14 protein-coding genes are annotated in these 21,408 nt (G+C 53.4%); 1 reads left to right on the top strand and 13 read right to left on the bottom strand.

Annotated features, from left to right (window positions below; translation table 11 throughout):
• Positions 1-200 precede the first annotated feature (200 nt).
• The 3 genes from REIFOR_RS03940 to REIFOR_RS03930 all read right to left on the bottom strand — a co-directional run bounded on the left by REIFOR_RS03940 (position 201) and on the right by REIFOR_RS03930 (position 5,980).
• Entirely contained in the window at positions 201-4,364 is a 4,164-nt protein-coding gene (locus tag REIFOR_RS03940; protein WP_100256326.1) for a DUF2341 domain-containing protein, read from the bottom strand.
• Positions 4,365-4,531: 167 nt separating this feature from the next.
• Positions 4,532-5,182, bottom strand: coding sequence for a hypothetical protein (locus tag REIFOR_RS03935; RefSeq protein ID WP_100256325.1), 651 nt, complete (start codon positions 5,180-5,182; stop codon positions 4,532-4,534).
• Positions 5,183-5,530: 348 nt separating this feature from the next.
• Positions 5,531-5,980, bottom strand: a complete 450-nt coding sequence (locus REIFOR_RS03930; protein ID WP_100258689.1) for an Lrp/AsnC family transcriptional regulator — start codon at positions 5,978-5,980, stop codon at positions 5,531-5,533.
• A 136-nt stretch (positions 5,981-6,116) separates the two neighbouring features.
• Between REIFOR_RS03930 and putA the strand changes: the two genes are divergently transcribed.
• The gene (putA, locus tag REIFOR_RS03925; protein WP_100256324.1) at positions 6,117-9,665 is read left to right on the top strand and encodes a bifunctional proline dehydrogenase/L-glutamate gamma-semialdehyde dehydrogenase PutA; all 3,549 of its coding nucleotides are present in this window, start codon (positions 6,117-6,119) and stop codon (positions 9,663-9,665) included.
• 9 nt (positions 9,666-9,674) lie between these two features.
• On the opposite strand, the gene REIFOR_RS03920 is transcribed toward putA, so the two are convergent.
• The 10 genes from REIFOR_RS03920 to REIFOR_RS03875 all read right to left on the bottom strand — a co-directional run bounded on the left by REIFOR_RS03920 (position 9,675) and on the right by REIFOR_RS03875 (position 21,368).
• Positions 9,675-11,273 carry an RluA family pseudouridine synthase gene (locus REIFOR_RS03920; protein WP_100256323.1) on the bottom strand — a complete coding sequence of 533 codons (1,599 nt, stop codon included), beginning with the start codon at positions 11,271-11,273 and terminating at the stop codon, positions 9,675-9,677.
• Positions 11,274-11,493: 220 nt separating this feature from the next.
• Positions 11,494-12,396 carry a dTDP-4-dehydrorhamnose reductase gene (gene rfbD / locus REIFOR_RS03915; RefSeq protein WP_100256322.1) on the bottom strand — a complete coding sequence of 301 codons (903 nt, stop codon included), beginning with the start codon at positions 12,394-12,396 and terminating at the stop codon, positions 11,494-11,496.
• On the bottom strand, positions 12,393-12,956 hold the full coding sequence (rfbC, locus tag REIFOR_RS03910) for a dTDP-4-dehydrorhamnose 3,5-epimerase (RefSeq protein ID WP_100256321.1): 564 nt from the start codon (positions 12,954-12,956) through the stop codon (positions 12,393-12,395). The genes rfbD and rfbC overlap by 4 nt, the downstream gene beginning before the upstream one ends.
• Complete coding sequence (gene rfbA, locus REIFOR_RS03905) at positions 12,956-13,858, bottom strand: glucose-1-phosphate thymidylyltransferase RfbA (RefSeq protein ID WP_100256320.1); 903 nt, start codon at positions 13,856-13,858, stop codon at positions 12,956-12,958. Before rfbA ends, rfbC begins: the two co-directional genes overlap by 1 nt.
• Positions 13,855-14,937, bottom strand: a complete 1,083-nt coding sequence (rfbB, locus tag REIFOR_RS03900) for a dTDP-glucose 4,6-dehydratase (protein WP_100256319.1) — start codon at positions 14,935-14,937, stop codon at positions 13,855-13,857. Before rfbB ends, rfbA begins: the two co-directional genes overlap by 4 nt.
• A gap of 250 nt (positions 14,938-15,187) precedes the next feature.
• Positions 15,188-16,570 (bottom strand): hypothetical protein, encoded by a 1,383-nt coding sequence (locus tag REIFOR_RS03895; RefSeq protein ID WP_145980228.1) that lies wholly within the window; start codon positions 16,568-16,570, stop codon positions 15,188-15,190.
• A gap of 110 nt (positions 16,571-16,680) precedes the next feature.
• A complete protein-coding gene (locus REIFOR_RS03890) occupies positions 16,681-17,235 on the bottom strand; it encodes a DUF6973 domain-containing protein (RefSeq protein WP_100256317.1) in 555 nt (184 codons plus the stop codon).
• A gap of 1 nt (position 17,236) precedes the next feature.
• Entirely contained in the window at positions 17,237-17,656 is a 420-nt protein-coding gene (locus REIFOR_RS03885) for a hypothetical protein (protein ID WP_100256316.1), read from the bottom strand.
• Positions 17,657-17,884: 228 nt separating this feature from the next.
• Positions 17,885-20,266, bottom strand: coding sequence for a serine-rich family protein (locus REIFOR_RS03880; RefSeq protein WP_100256315.1), 2,382 nt, complete (start codon positions 20,264-20,266; stop codon positions 17,885-17,887).
• A gap of 337 nt (positions 20,267-20,603) precedes the next feature.
• On the bottom strand, positions 20,604-21,368 hold the full coding sequence (locus REIFOR_RS03875) for a hypothetical protein (RefSeq protein WP_100256314.1): 765 nt from the start codon (positions 21,366-21,368) through the stop codon (positions 20,604-20,606).
• Positions 21,369-21,408: the final 40 nt, after the last annotated feature.

Raw genomic sequence — 21,408 nt, 5'->3', positions numbered from 1 at the left:
GCGCTGAAAAGCGCGGTATTTTGGCAACTGATCGGCTCAAATTGGCCCGCACCACGAGTTACTTAATCGATTAAGAACTGTATCGACGACTTTTTCCAGTCTTATTTGCACGTATTGTCGGTTTGAGAAAGTCCTGCCCTAATTGACGGCAAGACTCGGTGAATATAGGCCACAGCAGCAGGGCCTAATAAAAAATAACCTTACTGGCCCAAATGCTCATCGATGCGAATAAAATTCAAATTCACCAGCCCGGTATCAAACACCACCCGCAACCGGTGTTTGCCGGCCGACACAGGAACCGCGGCGGTGGTTTTGTTACCCCAACTTTGCCAGCCGTTTCGGGGCACGGTTTGGCTACCCGATATATCGACGCCATCCAACTCCAGATGAAAGCTGCGATTGAACACATTGGAGGCGACCCGCGCGGTAAAGCTCAGCTGAGTTGCGTGCTGAACCTTGAGGTCGTATTCCAGCCATTCCCCCGCCTCGGTCCAACCCACATTGCAACCGCCACCCTCGGGGTCCGTGGTCAACTGTTTATCCACGCCGTCCCCGTTTGAGCATTGTGTACCCAGATCCGCGGCACTGAACTCAAGATAACGGTGGTAAGCCTCGGCCTCAATTCGGCCCGGCACCAAGAGGCCGGTGGCGGGATTGGCGTCGACCGTAAAGGTGCGTTGGGCGAGCGCACCGGCATGGCGATAGCCGGCATGGGCCACACTGTTTACCTGCACCGTCAGGCTGTGTTCGCCGTCGGCCATGTCAACATAGTCAACTGTTGCGACACCGTTGATATCGGGGAAGGCACTGATATGCGGCGGCGTATCGACGATAAAGTGCAGGTGATCCGTTGCCAAGGGTGCGCCAGTCCAACTCGCTTGCAGGGAGAAATCCGAGCGGTAAAAAACCGGGTTGTCCTGAAGTGTATCCAGATGAACGATCGGTGGGTTCGGCACCCGCGTGGCATCGTTGGGGTCCCCGCCGAAGGTCACTTCGGTAAAATCATCCCAACTGTCCGCATCGGTGTCCGCGGCGTTGGGGTCGGACTGATGGCTGAATTCCTCAAGGTTGGTCAGGCCATCGTCGTCGGCGTCGCTTAGCGCATCGCTCGGGTCATCAGGATCCAGGCCAAAGCGCCGTTCCCAGTCATCGGGCAGACCGTCTTCGTCACTGTCCATGACCGCGCCGATCGGCTCAAAGATGGCGCGTAGCAGCGATGAGCCGGCCGGTGCAAGATAGGCTTGGGCACGCTCACCAGCGTTGGACCAGCTGACGAAGCGATAGGCAACTTGATCTAACAGTTGCGGCGACAAAGCCTCGATGCTCGTGGTCGAACCGGCGATTAGGGTCTTGTTCGTCGGTGACGGGCTGATCGATCCGCCCAGACTAATGGCCAGTCCGGCGGGCTCTGACTGCAACGTCAGATCGGCGGTGAGCGGATTTAAGCGCAAGGCTGTCGTGGTCGATAGGGTCGTGCTGGCTTCCTGCGCGCCGAAGTCGATCAGCTGGTCGGTCAGAGACCTCTGTTGCAGCGCCAGCCAGTCCGCGGAGCGCACGAGCGATGACAGCCGGAGTTCATCCATCCGGCCGGTAAAGTAATCCCCGCCACCCGCCCGGCGGCCTATATTTAACGGCAACGAAGCCAAGACCGTTGCGCCAATAGCCTGCTGGGCCAGTTCAACACCCTGACCGTAGACCGTGGCCAAGCCCGATGCCGCCGAATAGGTAGCGGCCACGGCATGATAGCCGCCGCTTAGATCCATCGGCCCACTGACAAAGGCCTTACTCGCCCCGAGCATGGCCAAGTTGCGTGCCTGGCTGAGCTCTAGATTGACTCCCTGGGCCTCGGTCCACAGATTCTTATTCGAGATTAATCTGGGGTATTGGAAAATACTATCATTGGTGGTGTCCACATAGGCCTCTACGGAGAAATCGCCCACCAGCAGCGGATTAAAATCGCTGCCGGCATTAAGATAATTGCTGCTGCCATTGAAGCTGCGCGCGCCACCGAGCTCGCCCAATACCGGCGCAGTACCCACATTGAGCAACGCCTGCCCGGCGACCGAATCGGTGAGTTCGGACAGATGCCAGACGGCCGCATAGCCATTCCGCCAGACCTGGGCAGGTTGCTGACTGTGCGCCGCAAGGCTATTGCCGTAATAGAGAAAGACCGGCTCATCCCCGCTCACCAGTCGGTCTAGGCGTACCCAGAGCGTTGAGTTGCCTGTGGCATCCCAACGCTCGATTTCATGGGCCAGACGCTCGCCGCGGCTGTCGACAAATACCAGGTCTCGGCCACCCGGCTGGGTGAATGCATAGTCGATGCGGGCTGGATTCAATTTCACTAGGATCGGCACATCCACTTGGGCAGTCAGCCCCCTGTTGTTGACGGTCAACTGCCGGCGATACTGCCAAGCACTGTCCCACCAGTCGATGCCGGAGTCGACGCCTGTCAACTCAAAGCGCAAGGCCGACGGATATTCGTGATCTGGGGTAATAAAGCTGCCGCCGTCACCGGCAATATCGACCACGGGATGATCGTGACAATCGTCGACCGCCGCGCAATGCTCGATGATAACGCTCCACGATAAGGCCTCGCTCGGCAGGTCGCCGTCTTCGACATCACTGCCTCGGCCCGCTAAAATCAGGTTTTCACCGACGCTCCATTGATGCGCTATGGACGGCTGATCGATGGTCACACTGGGGGCACTGTTGCCGACGGTAATCACTATCGCTGCACTGTCGGTTTGCCCCGCGGCATCGGTCACCAGCACTTGCACTAGTCGGCTACCGCCGCTGTCATACTGGGCTTGGGCATAGACCTGATCCGCGTCACCGAACTGACCATCGCCATCGAGATCCCAGCTGTACCTGAGGCTGTCAGGTTGGTCATCGGTGGAATCCGATGCATCAAAGTGCACCCTGAGTGGCGCCGGGCCGCTGCGCACATCGGCCGTCAACGCGGCTTGCGGGGGCCGATTAGCGCTCCCATAGGAATCGATTCGATAAATCCGCCCGCCATCAAAGTCGACATAATGCAGCTGGCCACCAGGTCCCTGCTGGATATCGACCACGCGTCCGCTGGTATCAACCACAAAGGCCTCGCGTCGCGTTGGGTCCGGCAGACCGTTCGCATCGGCGTAGATAACCCAAATACATTGGCGCGTGGAATCGGCGAAAAACAGGGCCTTGTCGTAGGCCGCCGGATAGGCCAATCGCTCGTTAAAGCTGATGCCAGTGACCGAGGATCCGCCGGTGCCGCAACCGTCGCCGGCGACCACCTCGTCACGATGCCGATAGGCAAAAAACGGTGGCGCCAAATCCATATTCAAACCGTTAAAGGTCTGATTGTGCACCGGGTTGCACAATAGATTACCGTTGAAATGTTGGCCCGTGCCTTCGTAACAGGGCCAGCCGAAATTCTCTATCGCACCGAGCGGATCGGCCAAGCGATTGATCTCCTCCCATTCACCGCCACCCACATCTGCGAGCCAAAGTTCATTGGTGTTGGGGCGAATGGTAAAACGGAATGGATTGCGCAGGCCGATGGCAATCATAAAATCGTCGGCCTCGTCGCCGCCGATCAAGGGGTTATCGGACGGTGCGCTGACCACAGCGCCGGAGACATCGAGCCGCAATACCGCGCCGTGAAAGTCCAACCGATCACCGCCGGTTAGCAAATCCTGCGAGCGTAACTGCCCCCCCTGGGAACTGGCTTGCACGCCGGTCACTGGATCGTCACAGGGGTTGCCAACCTGACCGAAATCGGTAAAGGTAAAACTGGCCCCCTCACCGGCACTTAGATAGAGAAAACCGTCCGCACCGAAGTGCAGATCGCCAACGGTGTGGCTGGGATATTGCTGGCACCATTTACCGCTAATCAGAGGCGATTCGAGGGTCGTAGCGACACCCAGGTTATCCAGATCGAGGGTTAAGCGCGCGAGTCGGCCGTTGATCACACACCCGTAGCCGGTCGGATCGGCACAGCCATCGTTAAAAGAGTTACCGGCATCGAAGGCATAAAGAGCGAACAGTTGCGGGGTGTAGGGGAAATTCGGATGAATAGCCAGGCCCAACAGACCCCGATCCCAATAATCGTGCACATTGTTGCTCAGGTCAGCGACCAACTTGGCTTGACCTTGGGTCGGTTGGTTTCCAAGATCGTTATAATAATAAATACGGCCACTTTTTTCAGCGACGAATGCTTGCACCGGCCCATCGGTTTCGGGTGTAAAGCGGATCGCGGTCGGACGAACATGACCACTGATTAATAGGTTTTCTTGAAAACCGGGCGGCAAGGTTGCAGCACTAAGGTTAGCCAATAGCGACCCAATAAAGAAAGAAATTAACAACGTCCTTGTCATAATAAACCTCCAAATATAAAAATATTTACAGGTTTATTATCTTATTTATTTATTTATATTTACAAGAACATTTCCTTATACCGTCTACCTGATAAAATCATGTATCTGCAAGATAGGAAGGCTATCTTTTTGCATGGCGACCTAATTCCAGTCACGTCATTGGGCCCTCAAATAGTAGGTTCGGTGGTGATTTCCGCAACCAGTTGCGCACCAATGGCCAAGACAAGCTCATTCATTAGGGCGTCCCAGCGAGCATTCTTGTACGCCCAGAACTGGGCGTCAGGAGACCGGATAACGCGGACGTGAAAAACCTTATCGCCCACCGCCAGATCGGCCACGGCAATCAGAGGGGGCAGCGCATTGGCCACTTCGGCCAGATTGTAACCACCCATTAAATCATCTTGCGAACAACCGACAACAAAATTATCCAGGCCGGTGCCGTCCTGATCATCAGGTTGATAATCATCCGATGGAAGGTCAACTAATTGGGCCAGGTTATTAATATGAATGGTGAAATTGTGCAGATCAAAAGCCATCCCCTGATAAGCTTCGGGTAGTTCATTGGACAGATAACGCGTTAAAATCGCAACTCGACCGGGCGTCCTATAATGGTCCGCTAACTGGTAGGAACCATATTGGCAGTCGGTCAGGTTGACTGACAGAGTTTGATCGAGTTTCTGGCGGGCGGGGCGAAGATCTGTGATGGATACTTCATGTACTGATTTCTGTGCGGGCAACGTTTGGGCGGCGTCAAGGTGTTGACCATCACAACCTAATAGCAACCCAACCCCTAACAAAAAAATTCCAATCCGAATCATAGTCAATCTCCCTATTACTCGTTTACTAACCAATAAAAAATTAATTCGCTCAGCTTAGCGATGATGGCGTGCCGCACTCATCAGGGGAAAACTGCCTTGGGATACACGATACTCGAGATAGAGGATTTTAAAAGAGGGACTTAAGCGCGGGTAACGATCTGAAAATGGGTGGATGATTTCCGAAAGTTCGGGTGCATTCCACCCAGCGTTACGTCGCGCTAGGCAGTTGGCGACCCAAAGGATGGATCGGACTCACAACCTGTCGCGTAGCTGCTTAATTGGCTCATACGCAAATTATGCTCGGGCCGAACAGCGGCCAATAAGCGGGCGGATGCTTGCTTTTCTACCTCAATCCTTCACCGTTTCCATGGTCACATAGGTGCTGGTCTGGCCAATAAAGGGTAGCGTCGAGATATGCTCACCTAGGATACGGCGATAGTCTTCTATGTCCTTGCTGCGTATTTTTAATAGGTAGTCAAAGCCGCCCGCGATCATGTGGCACTGTTCCACTTCGGCAATGGCCATGACTGCCTTGTTAAACGCCTTGAGGGAGGCGTCGGTAGTCGAGCTCAAGGTCACCTCGACAAAGACAACATGGGCTTGTCCTAGTCGGTTGTAGTCGACAATAGCACTGTAGCCTTTGATGTAGCCTTCGCCCTCTAATCGCTTGATGCGCTGGGCACAGGGGCTCTTGGATAGCCCGACCATTAGCGCCAGGTCCGTCACCGAGACTCGGCCGTCGACGGCCAGAACCTTGAGGATCTTACGATCAGTTCGATCTAATTCACTGTTTTTCATCAAAAAACCCATTAAATGCTGCTTAATTCAAATCATATTAAGCCATAAGTTGGTCCATAACAGCAAATGCAGTGAAAATAACCGACAGGAGCCTGCTAATATTTATCCTTTAACCGATTCGACAGAGTAGCCGCCCATGACCATCGCCCACAGCCCAGAAGTTGAGATCCGCAATCGTTTACGTCAGCAGGTGTTGGCTCCGGAAAGCCAGTGTTTACTAGACTTAAGTATGCGCGCCGCAATCGATACGGCGCAGCGGGCGCGGATGGTGCAACAGGCCACAACCTGGATCGAGGCGGTGCGACGGGCCAAGAACAGCAACTTGATGGAAGCCTTTATGGCGCAATACGGCCTGACCACCGAGGAAGGGGTCGCCCTGATGTGCCTGGCCGAGGCCCTCTTGCGGGTGCCCGATGCGGCCACCGTATCGGCTTTAATTGATGACAAAATTTCCCCCTATGCGTGGCGCAGCCACGTCGGTGCAGCCACGTCTGCACTGGTTAACGCCTCCACCCTGGGTCTGTGGGCCACCTCTGAAATATTAAAATCGACCGATCAGCCGATTACCAAGGTTATCCGTCAAACCGTGAAGAAGCTGGGTGAGCCGGTCGTGCGTCGCGCGGTCGCCTTGGCGATGAAGGAACTGGGCCGGCAGTTCGTGCTCGGCCAAACCATGGCTGCAGCGATCAAACAGGGGAAAAGCTGGCAGAAGCAGGGTTACACCTACTCATTCGACATGCTCGGTGAGGCCGCCAAAAGCGAGGCCGATGCGCTGCGGTATTTTACCGCCTATCGCAATGCCATCGACAACCTGGCCGGTCAATGCCATTCGTCGCTGATCGAAGACAACCCGGGCATCTCAGTTAAGTTATCGGCCCTCTACGCCCGTTATGAACCCTTACAAAAACCCCAAGTAATGACGATTCTGGTCGAGCGCACGCGCACCTTGGCCCGTCTGGCACGGGCCGTCAATATGGGCTTTAATATCGACGCCGAGGAATCAGATCGCCTCGATCTGTCTTTGGATGTAATTGAAGCCGTCTTGGCAGACCCAGAGCTGGCCGGTTGGGATGGCTTCGGTGTCGTGGTTCAGGCCTACAACAAACGCGCCAGCGCGGTTATCGATTGGCTCCATGCCGTTGCCTTGCGACTCGATCGTCGGCTTATGGTGCGCTTGGTTAAGGGCGCCTATTGGGATGCTGAGATCAAACGCGCTCAAGTGCTCGGCTTGGCCGGCTTCCCACTCTTTACCCGCAAGACCGCAACCGACCTGGCCTATATCAGCTGTGCCAAACAGTTATTTGAGCTGAGCGATCAACTCTACCCGCAATTTGCCACCCATAATGCCCACACCCTGGCGGCGGTCCTCGAATTGGCCCCAGCAGGGGCACGCTATGAGTTCCAACGGTTGCACGGCATGGGTGAAAACCTGCACGCCATCGTCCGCAAACAGGCCCGGACTCGCTGCCGAATCTATGCCCCGGTGGGCAGTCATGAAGAACTGCTGGCCTATCTGGTGCGTCGCCTGCTTGAGAACGGGGCTAACAGCTCCTTCGTCAATCAGATCGGTGATGCCAATGTGCCCGCGGCCGAGTTGGCGCAGGACCCCTTTGACGCCCTGCCCCGCCTGATCAATCAAGGCCAGCATCGCGCCGTCCGTTCGCCCGTTGGGCTCTTTGGCACCTCGCGCGCCAACTCCCTCGGTGTCGATCTCAACGATGTGCTGGCACTAGACACACTCAATAGCCAACGTGCGCTCTGGGCCGACCACTTGTGGCAGGCTGCTGCTACCTTGCCCAACGCTCCGTCCGATCCAACCGCACAGCTGCGCTTCAACCCGGCTAATCTAACCCAAGCGGTCGGTCGGGTCAGCGATGCCACTAAACATCAAGTCGATGCGGCCTTAGACTTGCTCGAAAAGGCCAGTCCGATGGCCAAGGCAGATCGGCTACAAGCTTTGCGCATCACAGCGGATCTGTTCGAAAGCCACTACCCGGAACTCTTTGCTTTGCTCGCGCGTGAAGCGGGTAAAACCCTGGCCGATGCGGTCGGTGAGGTACGCGAAGCCATCGATTTCTTGCGCTACTACGCTGATCAGGCCGAGCTGCAAACGAACGATGCAGGGCTGGGTTTGGTGGTGTGCATCTCGCCGTGGAACTTCCCCCTGGCAATCTTCGTCGGCCAGGTTGCCGCCGCGCTCGCCATGGGCAATAGGGTTATTGCCAAGCCGGCCGAACAGACGCCGCTGATAGCAGCGCGTGCCGTCGAACTGATGTACGACGCCGGCATCGCGCGCGACAACCTGGTCTTGTTGCCAGGCTCTGGCGTTGAGATCGGCACCCGCCTGCTCAGTGATGCGCGCATTAAGGGCGTCTGCTTTACTGGCTCAACCGGCACGGCGCAAATTATCCACAAAAACATCGCCGCCCACTTGGACACGAGCACACCGTTGGTAGCCGAAACCGGCGGACTCAATGCCATGATTGTCGACTCCACAGCCCTGCCGGAACAGGCGGTGCGCGATATAGTCGCGTCTGGCTTCCAATCCGCGGGGCAACGCTGCTCGGCCTTGCGCATACTCTATATCCAAGAAGATATTGCCGATAAGGTCATTCCGATGCTGGCCGGTGCGATGGACCTGTTAATCCTGGATGACTGCTGGCAGACCACCACCGACATCGGCCCCCTGATCGACGCCGCAGCGCAAAACAAGGTCCAAAACTATATCGACCAACAAAAAAGTGCTGGCAATCTTATTAAGCAATTGCGAGCGCCGAGTGGCGGTTATTTTGTTGGTCCGGCGCTGATTAGGGTTAGCGGCATCGCCGATCTGGGTGAGGAAATCTTCGGACCAGTAGTGCATGTCGCGCGTTTTAAGGCGGAAGACTATGGCTCGATCATCGATGCAATTAATGCCAGCGGCTATGGTTTAACCTTTTGCCTGCATTCGCGCATCGAGCAACGCATCGCCCAGACCTGCCGAAGCATACATGTTGGCAACACCTATATTAACCGCAATCAGATTGGCGCCGTGGTCGGCAGCCAACCCTTTGGCGGCGAGGGTCTCAGCGGCACAGGCCCCAAGGCGGGCGGGCCACACTATTTAGCAACCTTTGCCCAGCCCAGCCGAGTGTTCGGCGCGCAAACAGCCAACGACCTGAACCACTTGCCGGCGGTTTTGGTGCAACAGGCTTTAACAGCCTTGACACCGGCTTCGGCCGAAATCGTTGCAGAGCCGATCAATCTGCCCGGACCGACCGGCGAAAGCAACCGCCTGACTCTGTGGAGTCGAGGAGTCTTTATCTGCCTCGGCCCCGATGCCCAAACGTTGCAACAGCAGTATGAGGCGGTTCGCGCGGCTAAGGGCCGGGCCTTACTGATCGGTCCCGATCTGGGTGTGCCCGATTGGCTCAATGCCAGCCTAACCGACGGCAGTGCACTTGCTCTGGTGGGCCAATTGGCGCCTAACGATCTGGCGAGCTTAACGGGTTTTGTGGGTCTGTTGTCGAATCAGGCGGAACCGATTCAACGCAGCCTGCGCCAAGCCTTGGCACAACGGGCCGGTGCGCTGCTGCCGTTGTTGACAGTGCCGGTGCGTTTATCGAGTCTGGTGATCGAACGCCACGTCTCGATTGACACCACCGCCAGCGGTGGCAATGCCGAACTGCTCACGATCGCGGAATAGCGAGGGCCATCAGGCCTCAGGGGTATAGAGAAAAATCAAATCTTGATCCATGCCCTTGGGGTCGTTCGAACGTTCAAAAATCAGTAAATCTTCGGTTCCGATCAGGCAGTGCTCCATACCGGGCACAAAGGCATATCGGTCCCCGGGTGCCAATGCATGGACCCGCAGCTCTGTCTCGCCCAGCTCACCCACCAACAGTAAACCTCGCCCTTCAATGACCTCAATTTGCTCTTGTTTTACGCTGTGTGTTTCCAGCGCCAGGTAGCCGCCGCGCTGCACCACTAAATACTTTTCAACTGTCGGCGGCGCGAGCCGAGTGATCACCACCCCGCCCCACGGCGTGGCAATAACGCTATCGGTCACGGCACCCTCGGCAATACGCGCTTGCAGCTCATCGAACTGGGCCTTCGGAGCCCCGTCCTGGTGAGCAACCTGGTTCCGCCACAGCGTACAGCTGGCACGGCAAAAGGCGTTAAAACTAGCTTGAGAATCAATTCGGCCAAATTCAGCCAAGCCCTCAGCCAGACCGGACAGATCCGGATTTGCCGCTAGGGCAGCGAAATTTACATCAAAAAAATCCGCTGCCGATGGGCTTGGGTTGGTCATGCCGAGGTCCTTTGAATTATTAGAGTGGGTTTGGGTTAAAACCAGCAAGGGGTCAAGCAAGCCGGCCAGAAAAGCCTGCCAGGCCATTGGATAGTGATCGTCCACTATCACCACTGGCGCCGTTTGCTGGTCATCGCTCTGCTGCAGGGTAACACGATGCGCCAGCAACAGTTGGTGCGGGCTCAGCAATTGCTGGTGATGCTCCGGCGTCAGGCTGTCGGCCAAACGATGCAGGTAATACTCACCCTGATGAGCGTAAATCTTGTCGCCGACGATGGCGTGGCCCAAATGCGCCAAATGCGCGCGGATCTGATGCTTGCGCCCGGTGACTAGTTCACATTCGATCAGACTGTAACCGGCCATGCGCTGTACAACCCGAAATCGGGTGGTGCTAGCCTTACCCTTTTCATCCGCGCGGCAGACATGCATCTGACAACGGATCGGACTGTCGCCCCGAACGGCCAATTTATTATTGACCTCCAGCTCGGTCCAATCGGGTGTGCCATAGACGATGGCTTGGTAGATTTTTTGCGTCACCAGGGTGTGAAATTTCGGTTGCCAGAGCTTCGCCTGATCGTTGTTTTTCGCGAACAATACAATGCCGGCCGTTTCCTGGTCGAGCCGGTGCAATAGCTGCGCCTCGGGCCAATCGCTCGTGCGCCGGACTAACGCCGTCAAGGTGTTGTAGACATTTCGTGTGGTGCGGTGCACCGGCAGGTTAGCCGGCTTGTGCACGGCAAAGAACGCATCGTTCTGCCAGAGCAGCTGCCAGCCAATATCCACCGCCTCCTCACTGTAGTGATTAAGGCAAAAACTGAGCTGCTGGCCAAGGCGCAGCTGCGGATTACCAACCATCACCGAATCATCGACCAGGGTGGTATCAGCTACCAGCCGCGCGGCCCAATCGTTGTTGTCGATAAAGGGAAAGTAGCCATCAAGGTAGGCGTATAGGCTCAAGCCGTCGCCCTGATGACTAACAACGGCGTTAAAGGTGACATCCATTTTCGCTTTATACCTTTTGGCGCGGTGGGCCCGATGTGTATGGGGCAAGGAATCCGAAGGGTACTCAACCCAAGGGCCCACAGTATAGCCTTGCCGTCGTTATTTATTAAGAGGCCAGGCCTCTGGATCGAGCTATTAATAGCTAAAATTCGCTATCATCGAGCGGCTCAAGCTCTACCACGGGCATCTAACCCGTTTTACAAGCAACGCAACTTGAAACTTAGCGACCATCCGCCTTTAACCGGGCTAGGACCAACAGCAGTGCGCGCTGCCAGTCCGACGCAGGCACACCCAACTGCTGGGTCAATAATGAACTGTCCAAGGCGGAATAGGCCGGCCGTAAGGCTGGACTCTGGAACTCGGCGGCTTTGATGGGCACAAGCGTGGGCCGCTGCCGCAGCAGTCCGTGCGCAATTGCGCTGGCTACTATGGCTTGGGCAAAGTCGTACCAACTGAGCACCGAATTCCCGGCATAGTGAAACAGACCGGTCGGCCTTGGGCCGGCAACCGAGGGGTCCCAGGCCACAAGCCGCTTGACCACCTGAGCCAAATCGCCGGCATAGGTCGGGCAGCCCCGTTGATCGGTGACCACTTGAATGGGTTCGGCTGCATTGGCTAGCCGCAGCATCGTCTTGACAAAGTTAGTGCCGTATTCGCTGAACAACCATGAGGTCCGAATCATGGTGACGCGGCAGGCAGAGGCTAACACCACCTGCTCGCCGGCCAACTTACTGGCGCCATAGACCGATAGTGGATGCGGAGCCGCTTGTTCTTTATAGGGCGCCGGTCCGGTGAGGGGTTGACCGTCGAAGACATAGTCGGTGGAAAAATGTATCAGGTCGGTGTCGGTGTGCAAGCACAGTTCCGCCAGTCGACCCGGGCCTTGGGCATTCACCCGGTGAGCAGGCTCGGCCTCGGTTTCAGCCAGATCTACCGCGTTATAGGCGGCGGCGTTGATGACCATATCGGGACGATGCTGGTCAAAGGCGGCGCGCAGTTGGTCGAGATCGGTCAGGTCCAAATCGTGTCGAGTCAGTGGTACCAGCTGGTCGGGGCCGTCACGTAGGGCATCCTGCACGCAGCGGCCTAGCTGCCCTGCGGCGCCAAGCAAGAGAATCTTCACGCGTTGTCGGCCGGCGTTTCGGTCCGCCCTACCTCAGCGAAGACCATTCCCTGTTGGTCCTTGACCGACAGGAGCGGTACGTCGGTGATGGGCCAATCGATGCCGACCGTCGGATCATTCCAGATCAGGCAGCCTTCATCGCTCGGATCATAATAGTCGGTGCACTTGTATTCGACATCGGCGCCGTCGGATAAGACCAGAAAACCGTGCGCCAGACCCGGGGGTATCCAGAGCTGATGTTTATTCTTAGCTGAGAGGAGCAGACCTTGCCATTGGCCATAGCTGGGCGAGTCGGGTCGGATATCAACCACCACATCAAAGACCTCCCCAGACACCACCCGCACTAGCTTGCCCTGCGGCTGTCGGCGCTGAAAATGCAAACCGCGCAGCACCCCCTTGCGGGAATAGCTGTGATTGTCCTGCACAAAATCGAGTTCAATATTGAGCGCCAACCGATAGTCCTGCGCCTGGTAGGTTTGCAGAAAGAACCCGCGTTCATCGGCGAAGACACGCGGTTCGATGAGCTGTACACCGGCTAGCGAAGTCGGGCGCACGTCCACTACTGGTAACCCTCGGCGACCTGGCGCAGATAGCGACCGTAGGCGGTTTGTTGCAACAGCTGCGCGGCCCGCTCCAGTTCGGCTTGACTGAGCCAGCCTTTGCGAAAAGCGATTTCTTCCAGGCACGCGATTTTCAAACCCTGGCGCTGTTCAACCGTTTGCACAAATTGGCCCGCTTCCAAGATCGCATCCGGCGTGCCGGTATCGAGCCAGGCAAATCCCCGCCCGAGGATGGACACCTTGAGTTGCTTTTGGCGCAGATAGGCCTTGTTGATATCGGTTATTTCCAGCTCACCGCGCAACGACGGTTGAATGCTTTTGGCGATCGACACCACCTGATTGTCATAAAAATACAGGCCGGTGATGGCATAGGGAGAGGTCGCCACCTGAGGTTTTTCCTCCAGGCTCAGCGCTTGACCTTGATCGTCCAGCGTGACCACGCCAAACCGTTCTGGGTGGGTCACATGGTAACCAAACACCGTGGCACCGGTTCGACGAGCCATGGCATCGGCCAGACGCGTGCTAAAGTGTTCGCCGAAGAAAATATTATCACCCAGCACCAGGGCAACATTGTCCTGGCCGATAAACTGTTCACCGATAACAAAGGCTTGCGCCAGGCCATCGGGTGAGGGCTGCAGCGCATAACTCAGATGAATGCCGAACTGCCGGCCGTCGCCCAATAAGCGTTTAAAGGCGGGCTGATCGGCCGGCGTGGTGATGACCAAAATATCTCGAATCCCGGCCAGCATCAGCACCGAGATGGGATAGTAGATCATCGGTTTATCGTACACCGCCAAGAGTTGTTTTGAGGTACTTAGCGTCAATGGATGCATGCGACTGCCGGTGCCGCCGGCCAGCACAATACCCTTCCAGCCGGTAACGCCTTCTGTTGGGTCCGTCATGCGCCGGCTCCACCGATTCGGTTAAGCTGGTAGTCACCGGACAAAACATCTTGCCACCAGTCTTCATCGGTTAAATACCAATCCACTGTTTTGCTTAAGCCGCTGTCAAAACTTTCTTCCGGGCGCCAACCCAGCTCGCGTTCTATTTTACCAGCATCGATCGCATAGCGCGCATCGTGGCCCGGCCGATCGGCGACAAAGGTGATCAGATCGCGAAATTGCCGCACGCCCGCCGGCCGGTTAGGCACCCGTTCCTGCAGCAAATCGCAAATCGACTCGACCACCGCTATATTGGTTTTCTCATTGTGACCGCCGATATTATAGGTCTCCCCCGGGTGGCCCCTGAGCAACACCTGAATCAGCGCCCGGGCATGGTCCGCCACATAAAGCCAATCGCGAATCTGCAAGCCCTGGCCATAGACCGGCAGCGGCTTGCCCTGCAAGGCATTGAGAATGACATGCGGAATCAATTTTTCCGGAAAATGATAGGGCCCGTAATTGTTCGAGCAGTTGGTCACCAGGGTCGGCAAGCCATAGGTGCGACCCCAAGCACGGACCAGATGATCGCTCGCAGCCTTGGACGCCGAATAGGGTGAGCTGGGTGCGTAGGGGGTCGTTTCGGTAAAGAGGTCGGTCGTGCCGACCAGATCACCATAGACCTCATCGGTCGAGACATGATGGAAGCGGAACTCGGTTTGGGCCGCGGGTGACATAGATTGGAATAGGGTCAAGGCCGCCTGTAGCAGATTAAAGGTGCCCACTATATTGGTTTGAACAAAGGCCCCAGGGCCATCGATTGATCGATCGACATGGCTTTCTGCAGCCAAATGCAGGATGGCGTCGGGCCGATGTTTAAGCACCACGTTAGCGGTCGCCGCGGCATCGTTGAGATCGACCCGTTCAAAGCAGTAACGCTCGCCGTGCAACCCAGTGGGGATCGAGGCGAGATTGCCGGCATAGGTCAGGCAATCGAGGTTGACCACCCGGTGCGGGCTGTTGCTGAGCAGCTCCCGCACCACGGCACTGCCGATAAAGCCGGCACCGCCGGTGACCAATAGGGTTTTTTCGTCAGATTGCACAGGTTTGTGGCCTTTTGGGAGTTTAATATAGCGGTTGATGCCTATTCGACCCTAACCATGCTTGTTCCAGGTCTAACAGCGAATGCCGCAGAGTTTAGCCGACTATATAGATTGACTCAATGAACCAACGTCATTAAACCCTGCCCTAAATATGAGAGAAAGGTCAGGTGCAGGTGGATACTTACTCATTTTTTGCATCGGAATACCCTAGCACCCAATGAACAGGCTGCATTGGTCAACCCCGGTTTTACTAAAGAATATCTAAAGCCATACCAGCCTTGGAGAGTAGCGTTATATACTGGTAAGTTAGCTCGACCTGATTCTTAAGAACTTCAAGCTCGGCGCCTCTAATTTTCTCCTCTTCTTTTAGCAATTCAAAATCGCTCAAAACCCCTAAAAATTTCATTTTTTCTTTAGAATCGTAAAGTAATTTAGTCAGATTTAGCTTTTCATTCTTAAGCGCCAAGGCCTTGCGTTTCCTAGTTATTTGTTCAAAAACGCCCGTTGAATTAAAGTTCAGCCTTGCCTCTCTAGCAAGACTTTCCTTAGAATTTTCAAATTCAATTTCCCGTGAAATCTCATTAATTCTTTTTTCTTTAGAATCGAATTTATACCGCCATGAAGCGCCTATCGACCATGTAGAATCGGATTCCGACAGGTCAACAGACGACACCGAATAGGATGCGAATATTTTCACACTAGAACCGACATCCAAACTTGATATCGTTGCATTGATATTCGATATATTATTACTTAGGGATTCAATCTCAACTATCCTGCCGATCACTCCGTCGGAATTGAAATTCCGGTCAATTTTAGCAAGTAAGTCATAAGGCATTTCAAGACCCTTGCCAACTAAATTCGGGCAAGAACTCTGGTATTCTGAACAAACGGAAATAGTGGATATCTCAAAATCCTCCCTTGCGTCTTCAAACTCAATTTCGAATTCTTTATTTTTAATCTTTAGATTAAGCATCTCAAATTCATCGATAACACCCTGCTTGTAGTTAACTTCACCTAAGGTCAACTCCATATCCGATACGCTTTTAGAAAAACCCAAAAATTCAAGTTCCTTATAAGCAAGAGCAGAATCTAAATAGGACTTTAAAATACGCTGATATTCTGCATTAATTATTCGCTGCTGGTCGGACTCTATTACCCGAGACTGCGCTATCATTAAATCTCGCCGCGCTCGATACAAGGCTAACTCTCTCTTAAAAGCGAGCGATTGTTCGACACCAAGACTAATTGTCTCGGAATTTACCCAGTCGTCGCCATCACTTAAAGTCAGTCCGATATTTAAATTGGTTAAGGTACCAAAAGTACTCCGTTCCGAAATAGAAAAGCTTGATTTATTGGCGGACGCAAGAAATGGCACCCGGGCAGATCCAGCCTGTTCGCCACCCGGCCCCAAAATTCGCTCTGTAAAACTTAGCGTATTGGAAATCTCATACTTCCATTTATAATCATCCAATGCAGACTGGTTCTTAAATACTAAAACACCTTGCATCGCCTTTGCATTGGACAGTAAGACGTTAGACTGGCTAACTTCGTCAAAGTATTCATTAAACCTAAAACTTTCAGTATCTTCTGAAAAACAAGTTAAAGGTATAATGGTGCCAAACAAATACATAACTAACCGAAACCACCCAGTCATAATCTGAACTCTAATTGCGAATAAATATCAACATTAATGATACGAAAAAATACACCATCAACTACCTATCTATATGCCAAAAAACACTAGGCATCGTGACCGTAATACAAACTCTGGTCTCGCCGTGGCACCTGTGTTACATCCGCCTCAGATTCCGCGTCAGTAAGGACTTGACTTGCTGGATTAAGAGGATCTAGCAACTTAGGATCTTCACCATAAAGAAGTGAAAGGCGTTCATCTGCTAAAGCTGCCACCAACATTCCATTATCCATGTGCTCAAACAGCGTTTCAGCCAAAACTTCCTTTGACCAAGACGCTTCTCCGGCACGCCTACCAACTTCATTATTCCACAAGTCCATTCTATGTTCTAAGGGCAGATTTCGGTGTGCGGTACCCAATTCATGCTCATTACCAAAGTGCTCTGCAACAAACTGCGTATCAAATGCAAGATTGGTAACCCGGCCACTTGTATAGGCATGCCGAAATGCATCCAATGCATCCAATGCATCCAATGCATCATTGTGACCCACAGGCTTAATATAACCGTCACCATCTCTCTCTAACGTGACGCCGTTCTTCTGCTCCCAGAAACCATAGGCTTCTTGCTCAATACTTATTTTCAGCTCATCACTCAAACTCATATCATTCCTCACTTGCCCTGTTCAATACTATTTGAAGTGACCCATCGTGTTCAAATTTAGTAATCTTGATTTTTTGATTAGGAAAAAGACACATGCCGCTAAGCGAGCCCTCGACATACTCCTCATCGATAAACAAATCATTCGCTCTAAATTCGAGTTGATAAACTTTTTCTTCGTCAGAATAGAATTTAAGCGATACGTTATTATTCCGCTTAAAACATATCCGGCTCCATGCCCCTCCATATACTTCTCTAGCTTCTAGTTGCACACTCTGTTCACTTCCAATCTTCTCATAAAGAGAATCAAGAAAACTTGTTTCAGTGACATTACGGTCACACGACACCAATGCAATTGCGACTGCCGTCATTTGACAAAACGTTCTGATGCGAAGAATCCCGCCTTTAGTATATTTATTACTCATAACCTCATCCTTACCTAGACTCGCAACCAAGATAATTCATTCAATAGTAGAAATTTGTCAATTAAAGAAATTCGATTTTCGTCACACCTTCCAATTCATTAGGTCCTACATTATTGTTGTTAGTAGCATTGACTAAGGCTAATAGAAAACTCAATCTCAAGATTATTTTCTAGCACTGCATAATCTGAAAGGCGCACCGAAGGACGCCACTCAACAACCTTAACCAAGTTATGCGTCGGCACCTAAATACAGGCCCGGATCTCGCCGTGGCACCTGTGTTACATCCGCCTCAGCGTCTGCATCCATCACAGCCTCTATCGTGAGCATCGCCATTCCCGGACCGCCAACATCCGGTTCCTCGGCGTTTGTCTCATTGGGCAAGACCCATTGGTCAAAGGATTGGTTCACACCCAGGCTATCGAGATGGCCATACGACGAACCGCCGATCGGGTTCAACTCCGATGATGGGTTGCTACTGCCTAACGATTCTGCCCGTTCAAGCTGGGCGCCGTCTGCATTGACTTCAACGCCATAAAGATCCCAACGATCGGCGAATGACGTGCTTTGCACCAATGCGGTGGAGGCCATCGATCGGTCGAACGCTTGCGCTGAGCGCACCAAGGCGTCCCCGCTGTTCTCCGCAACTGCTCCCGTTCGGGCTCCTGCGCCATCGCTGGTCATCCAACTCGTTATGGCACTGGTGGACCAGCGGGTGGTCTTGCGCCGAAACCAACCCTTGCGCGTCGAACGGCTGGTGGTCGATACCGTTGTGCGACTCGTGATCCAAGACGAGACGCTGTTGGCGCGCGAACTCATGAGCTTATCGACTGGACGGTTGGCCCCTCCGGCAAGCTCAGCGGACACCGCGGACGTTGTCCACGACGTCGCCTGTGCCCTGGATTGGTTCGCCATTTGCGGCGCACCGCGCTCGACCGGTGTTGTCTCGGCACCAGACGGCGGATTGATACCGTCGGTGCTGCGCGAAGTTGCATGGATTGGATAGGTGATGCGCCCGACCGTGTCGCCTTCTATCCAACTGGTATCCCAGTAGTTCGCCGTTGAATGCGACGTGGTGTGCGAACCATAGGATATGTAGCTCGTCGTTTGGGAGGTGGATCTATCAAAGGAGGAACTGCGCGTAGTCATCCAGGCGGTCGTCTGACTCACCGTGGCACTGGCCTCCCAGCTCGTTGTGCGGTCGGCCGTAGCGCTCATCCAACTAGTCGATCCGGTGGTGGCATAGTCGGTACTGCGCTGGTAGCGGGTGGTAAAGCTGGCCAACCAACTGGTCGGTTTGCCCGTGGTATTGCTGGTTGAGCGCATCGGCCGGGTCGTCCAGCTGGTGGTACCGGCCGTGCTCCGATCGGTGGATTTGGTAAAGTTTGTGGTATACCCAACGGACCAGCTGGTGACCCTGTTGGTCGAGGCGGACGGGGTGGTGGTTTTACTGGTGCCGCGACTGGTCGATTTATTGGTTGACCAGGAGGTCCCGGTCACACTCGAGGTGGCGCGACTGGTCGTGAAAGACGTCGATCGGCTGGTGGATTTTGAGGTACTAAAGCTGGTGGTCCAACCATAACCGCGTCCGCCAGTGGAGCGTCTGGTCGTCTTTCTGGTACTAAAGGATGTTGACTTAGAGGTCGACCAAGATGTCGATCGATTCGTCGACCAAGACGAACCGGTTGTGCCTGCCGTGGCAAAGCCGGTACCAAAGTGGGTGGTGTAACCGGCCAAGTTAGTCGACCAGGACGTGGATCGGCTCTCGGTCCGGTTGGTTGAGCGGCTGGTTGCGGTGGACACTGACGTGGTTTTCGCCGTGGACTTTGACACGACTTGGGGTGCCAGCGCCGTGCTGTAGGCGGTGGTCCAGTTGGTGGTTTTGCTGGTGCCTTGGCTGGTGGTATGGCTGGCCGCAGTGGACTTTGCCACTACTCTGGCCGTCGACCGAGATACCAATACCGGCGGCATGGCGGTCGTTTGACTGGTGGTCCAGCGGGACGTGTGAGACGTGGTTTCTTCCGCCAAGACCGGCACCGAGTCGGTTTGGGTGGTGGTCCAGGTGGTGGTTTTGGAGGTCGGACGGGGCGCCTCGGACTCGAGGTATTCGGTGGTCCATTCCACTGCGGCGGTGGAACGGGATACGGTGGTTGGGTTGGTTATCCAGGTGGTGGTATAGGGCGTATCGGCTTCAAAGTAGTCGGTAGTCCACTCGTACATCTGTGCTTCTGAAACGCCTTCAGCATAGGTCAAAGCATCGCCGATTCTGTTCAACCAGGTTGACAAGTCTTCATTATTTCCTGTCGATGAAAACTGATAACACTTCTGCAAATATAAATCCAATGCAACCAGCGTTGGCTCACCTTGGAGCTGAATTGTACTCCCATTCAGCTCGACCTCTTCTCCCTTCAGATATGCGGTCAAAACATTAGGAAAACCTGTTCTATTGGTCCATGCGGCAATGATTGCTTGGGTCTCAATATAGTCATCATGGTTTGGATCGAGCACACCTAGACCATGCGGATTTTGAGCCGCTGCCGCATCCGTTGCATCAAGATAGGGTATGAGTGTAGTACCAAAATAGTTTAGGTTTGCTTCATCTACCTTTTCCATTCCCCCTTCCGACCCGAGGGCGTTCTCTATACTTACGATGTAACTGCTAAATGCTGAGTCAAATTCCGCTTGGGTCTCATAGGAGTCACTACCTAATGCTATTATCGTATTGATCTCTGCAGTTGAGTAACTGCTGTGATTTGTAAGAACATCCCTCAGAGTGTCCTTAGCCATCTGGTTCTTTCTCACATCCAATTGCAATTGACCAAAAGAAAGTCCGCTATCACCCCCAGCCCACGATATTTTGTAGGTCTGTGCGGCCGATGTACCGACCGAACTGTCCTCCATATAAGATGTTGAATCGAATAGTAATTCAGCGATAACTGTAGCAACCATATCAAAACTCTCCTTTTATTGAAATTAATGTCGAGCTATCCTGCTTTTCAGGAAAAACAGGTTCAATATTGTTCCCTGTAATTTTTAGCTTTAAGAGAATTGGATATTCAGAAACAGCCGCATATAAATATCCATCGCCAACGTCCCAAAATTGCCTTATCGAGAGAGAAACCCCATTTACATTAAATAATCTTGAATCACCTGACTCAAAACATCCCCCCTCTAACTCATAGTCAAATTCTCGATCCAGGACAATTTCCACCGGATCCAATAAATCCCCATCTGAATCAGTTAATTGAAGATATGCTTTGTCAAATAGCTCGCAATGCCCCCTAACCCTGAAGTATATTTTTCCTCCCTCGTACACAACGACCTTTCCCTTACCGGTTTCATAATGACTCTCGAGATATTTAACCACCTCAATATTATGCTCAGATATAAACACATCAACTACAGATGAAGACACAAGATCAATTGGAACTTTATCTTTAAGTAACAGGCGCCCATCACTCAATCTAAATAGTTCAGATATATATTGCCTCTCACTAAGTAAAAAATTAAATTTAACATAATACTCTGAACCCCCTTTAAGAAATTCAATCGAGTTTGACTTATAGTCGGATCCATACTCTGTTGAAAATATGTAGGCATAGACATTAGATGCCACTAACAACACAAAGCAGAATATCGTTCTAAATGCTAAACTATTCATTTTTAAACCCTCCCTAATCATTGTAAATAGTATTGCCTGAGGCAAATAAAACATGACCCTAATAGTTTTCCTATACCGCTAAAAACTAAAAACG

Origin of the sequence: Reinekea forsetii, from assembly GCF_002795845.1 — a bacterium.
Classification (GTDB): Bacteria; Pseudomonadota; Gammaproteobacteria; order Pseudomonadales; family Natronospirillaceae; genus Reinekea; species Reinekea forsetii.
Note: the sequence above shows the minus strand (reverse complement) of the source record. Positions and strands in the feature narration are given on the sequence as shown.

Excerpts from the sequence above, each read along its gene's own strand:
- REIFOR_RS03940 (WP_100256326.1), bottom strand. The coding sequence starts at position 4,364 with ATGACAAGGACGTTGTTAATTTCTTTCTTTATTGGGTCGCTATTGGCT.
- REIFOR_RS03935 (WP_100256325.1), bottom strand. The coding sequence starts at position 5,182 with ATGATTCGGATTGGAATTTTTTTGTTAGGGGTTGGGTTGCTATTAGGT.
- REIFOR_RS03930 (WP_100258689.1), bottom strand. The coding sequence starts at position 5,980 with ATGAAAAACAGTGAATTAGATCGAACTGATCGTAAGATCCTCAAGGTT.
- putA (WP_100256324.1), top strand. The coding sequence starts at position 6,117 with ATGACCATCGCCCACAGCCCAGAAGTTGAGATCCGCAATCGTTTACGT.
- REIFOR_RS03920 (WP_100256323.1), bottom strand. The coding sequence starts at position 11,273 with ATGGATGTCACCTTTAACGCCGTTGTTAGTCATCAGGGCGACGGCTTG.
- rfbA (WP_100256320.1), bottom strand. The coding sequence starts at position 13,858 with ATGACGGACCCAACAGAAGGCGTTACCGGCTGGAAGGGTATTGTGCTG.
- REIFOR_RS03895 (WP_145980228.1), bottom strand. The coding sequence starts at position 16,570 with ATGTATTTGTTTGGCACCATTATACCTTTAACTTGTTTTTCAGAAGAT.
- REIFOR_RS03890 (WP_100256317.1), bottom strand. The coding sequence starts at position 17,235 with ATGAGTTTGAGTGATGAGCTGAAAATAAGTATTGAGCAAGAAGCCTAT.
- REIFOR_RS03885 (WP_100256316.1), bottom strand. The coding sequence starts at position 17,656 with ATGAGTAATAAATATACTAAAGGCGGGATTCTTCGCATCAGAACGTTT.
- REIFOR_RS03880 (WP_100256315.1), bottom strand. The coding sequence starts at position 20,266 with ATGGAAAAGGTAGATGAAGCAAACCTAAACTATTTTGGTACTACACTC.
- REIFOR_RS03875 (WP_100256314.1), bottom strand. The coding sequence starts at position 21,368 with ATGTTTTATTTGCCTCAGGCAATACTATTTACAATGATTAGGGAGGGT.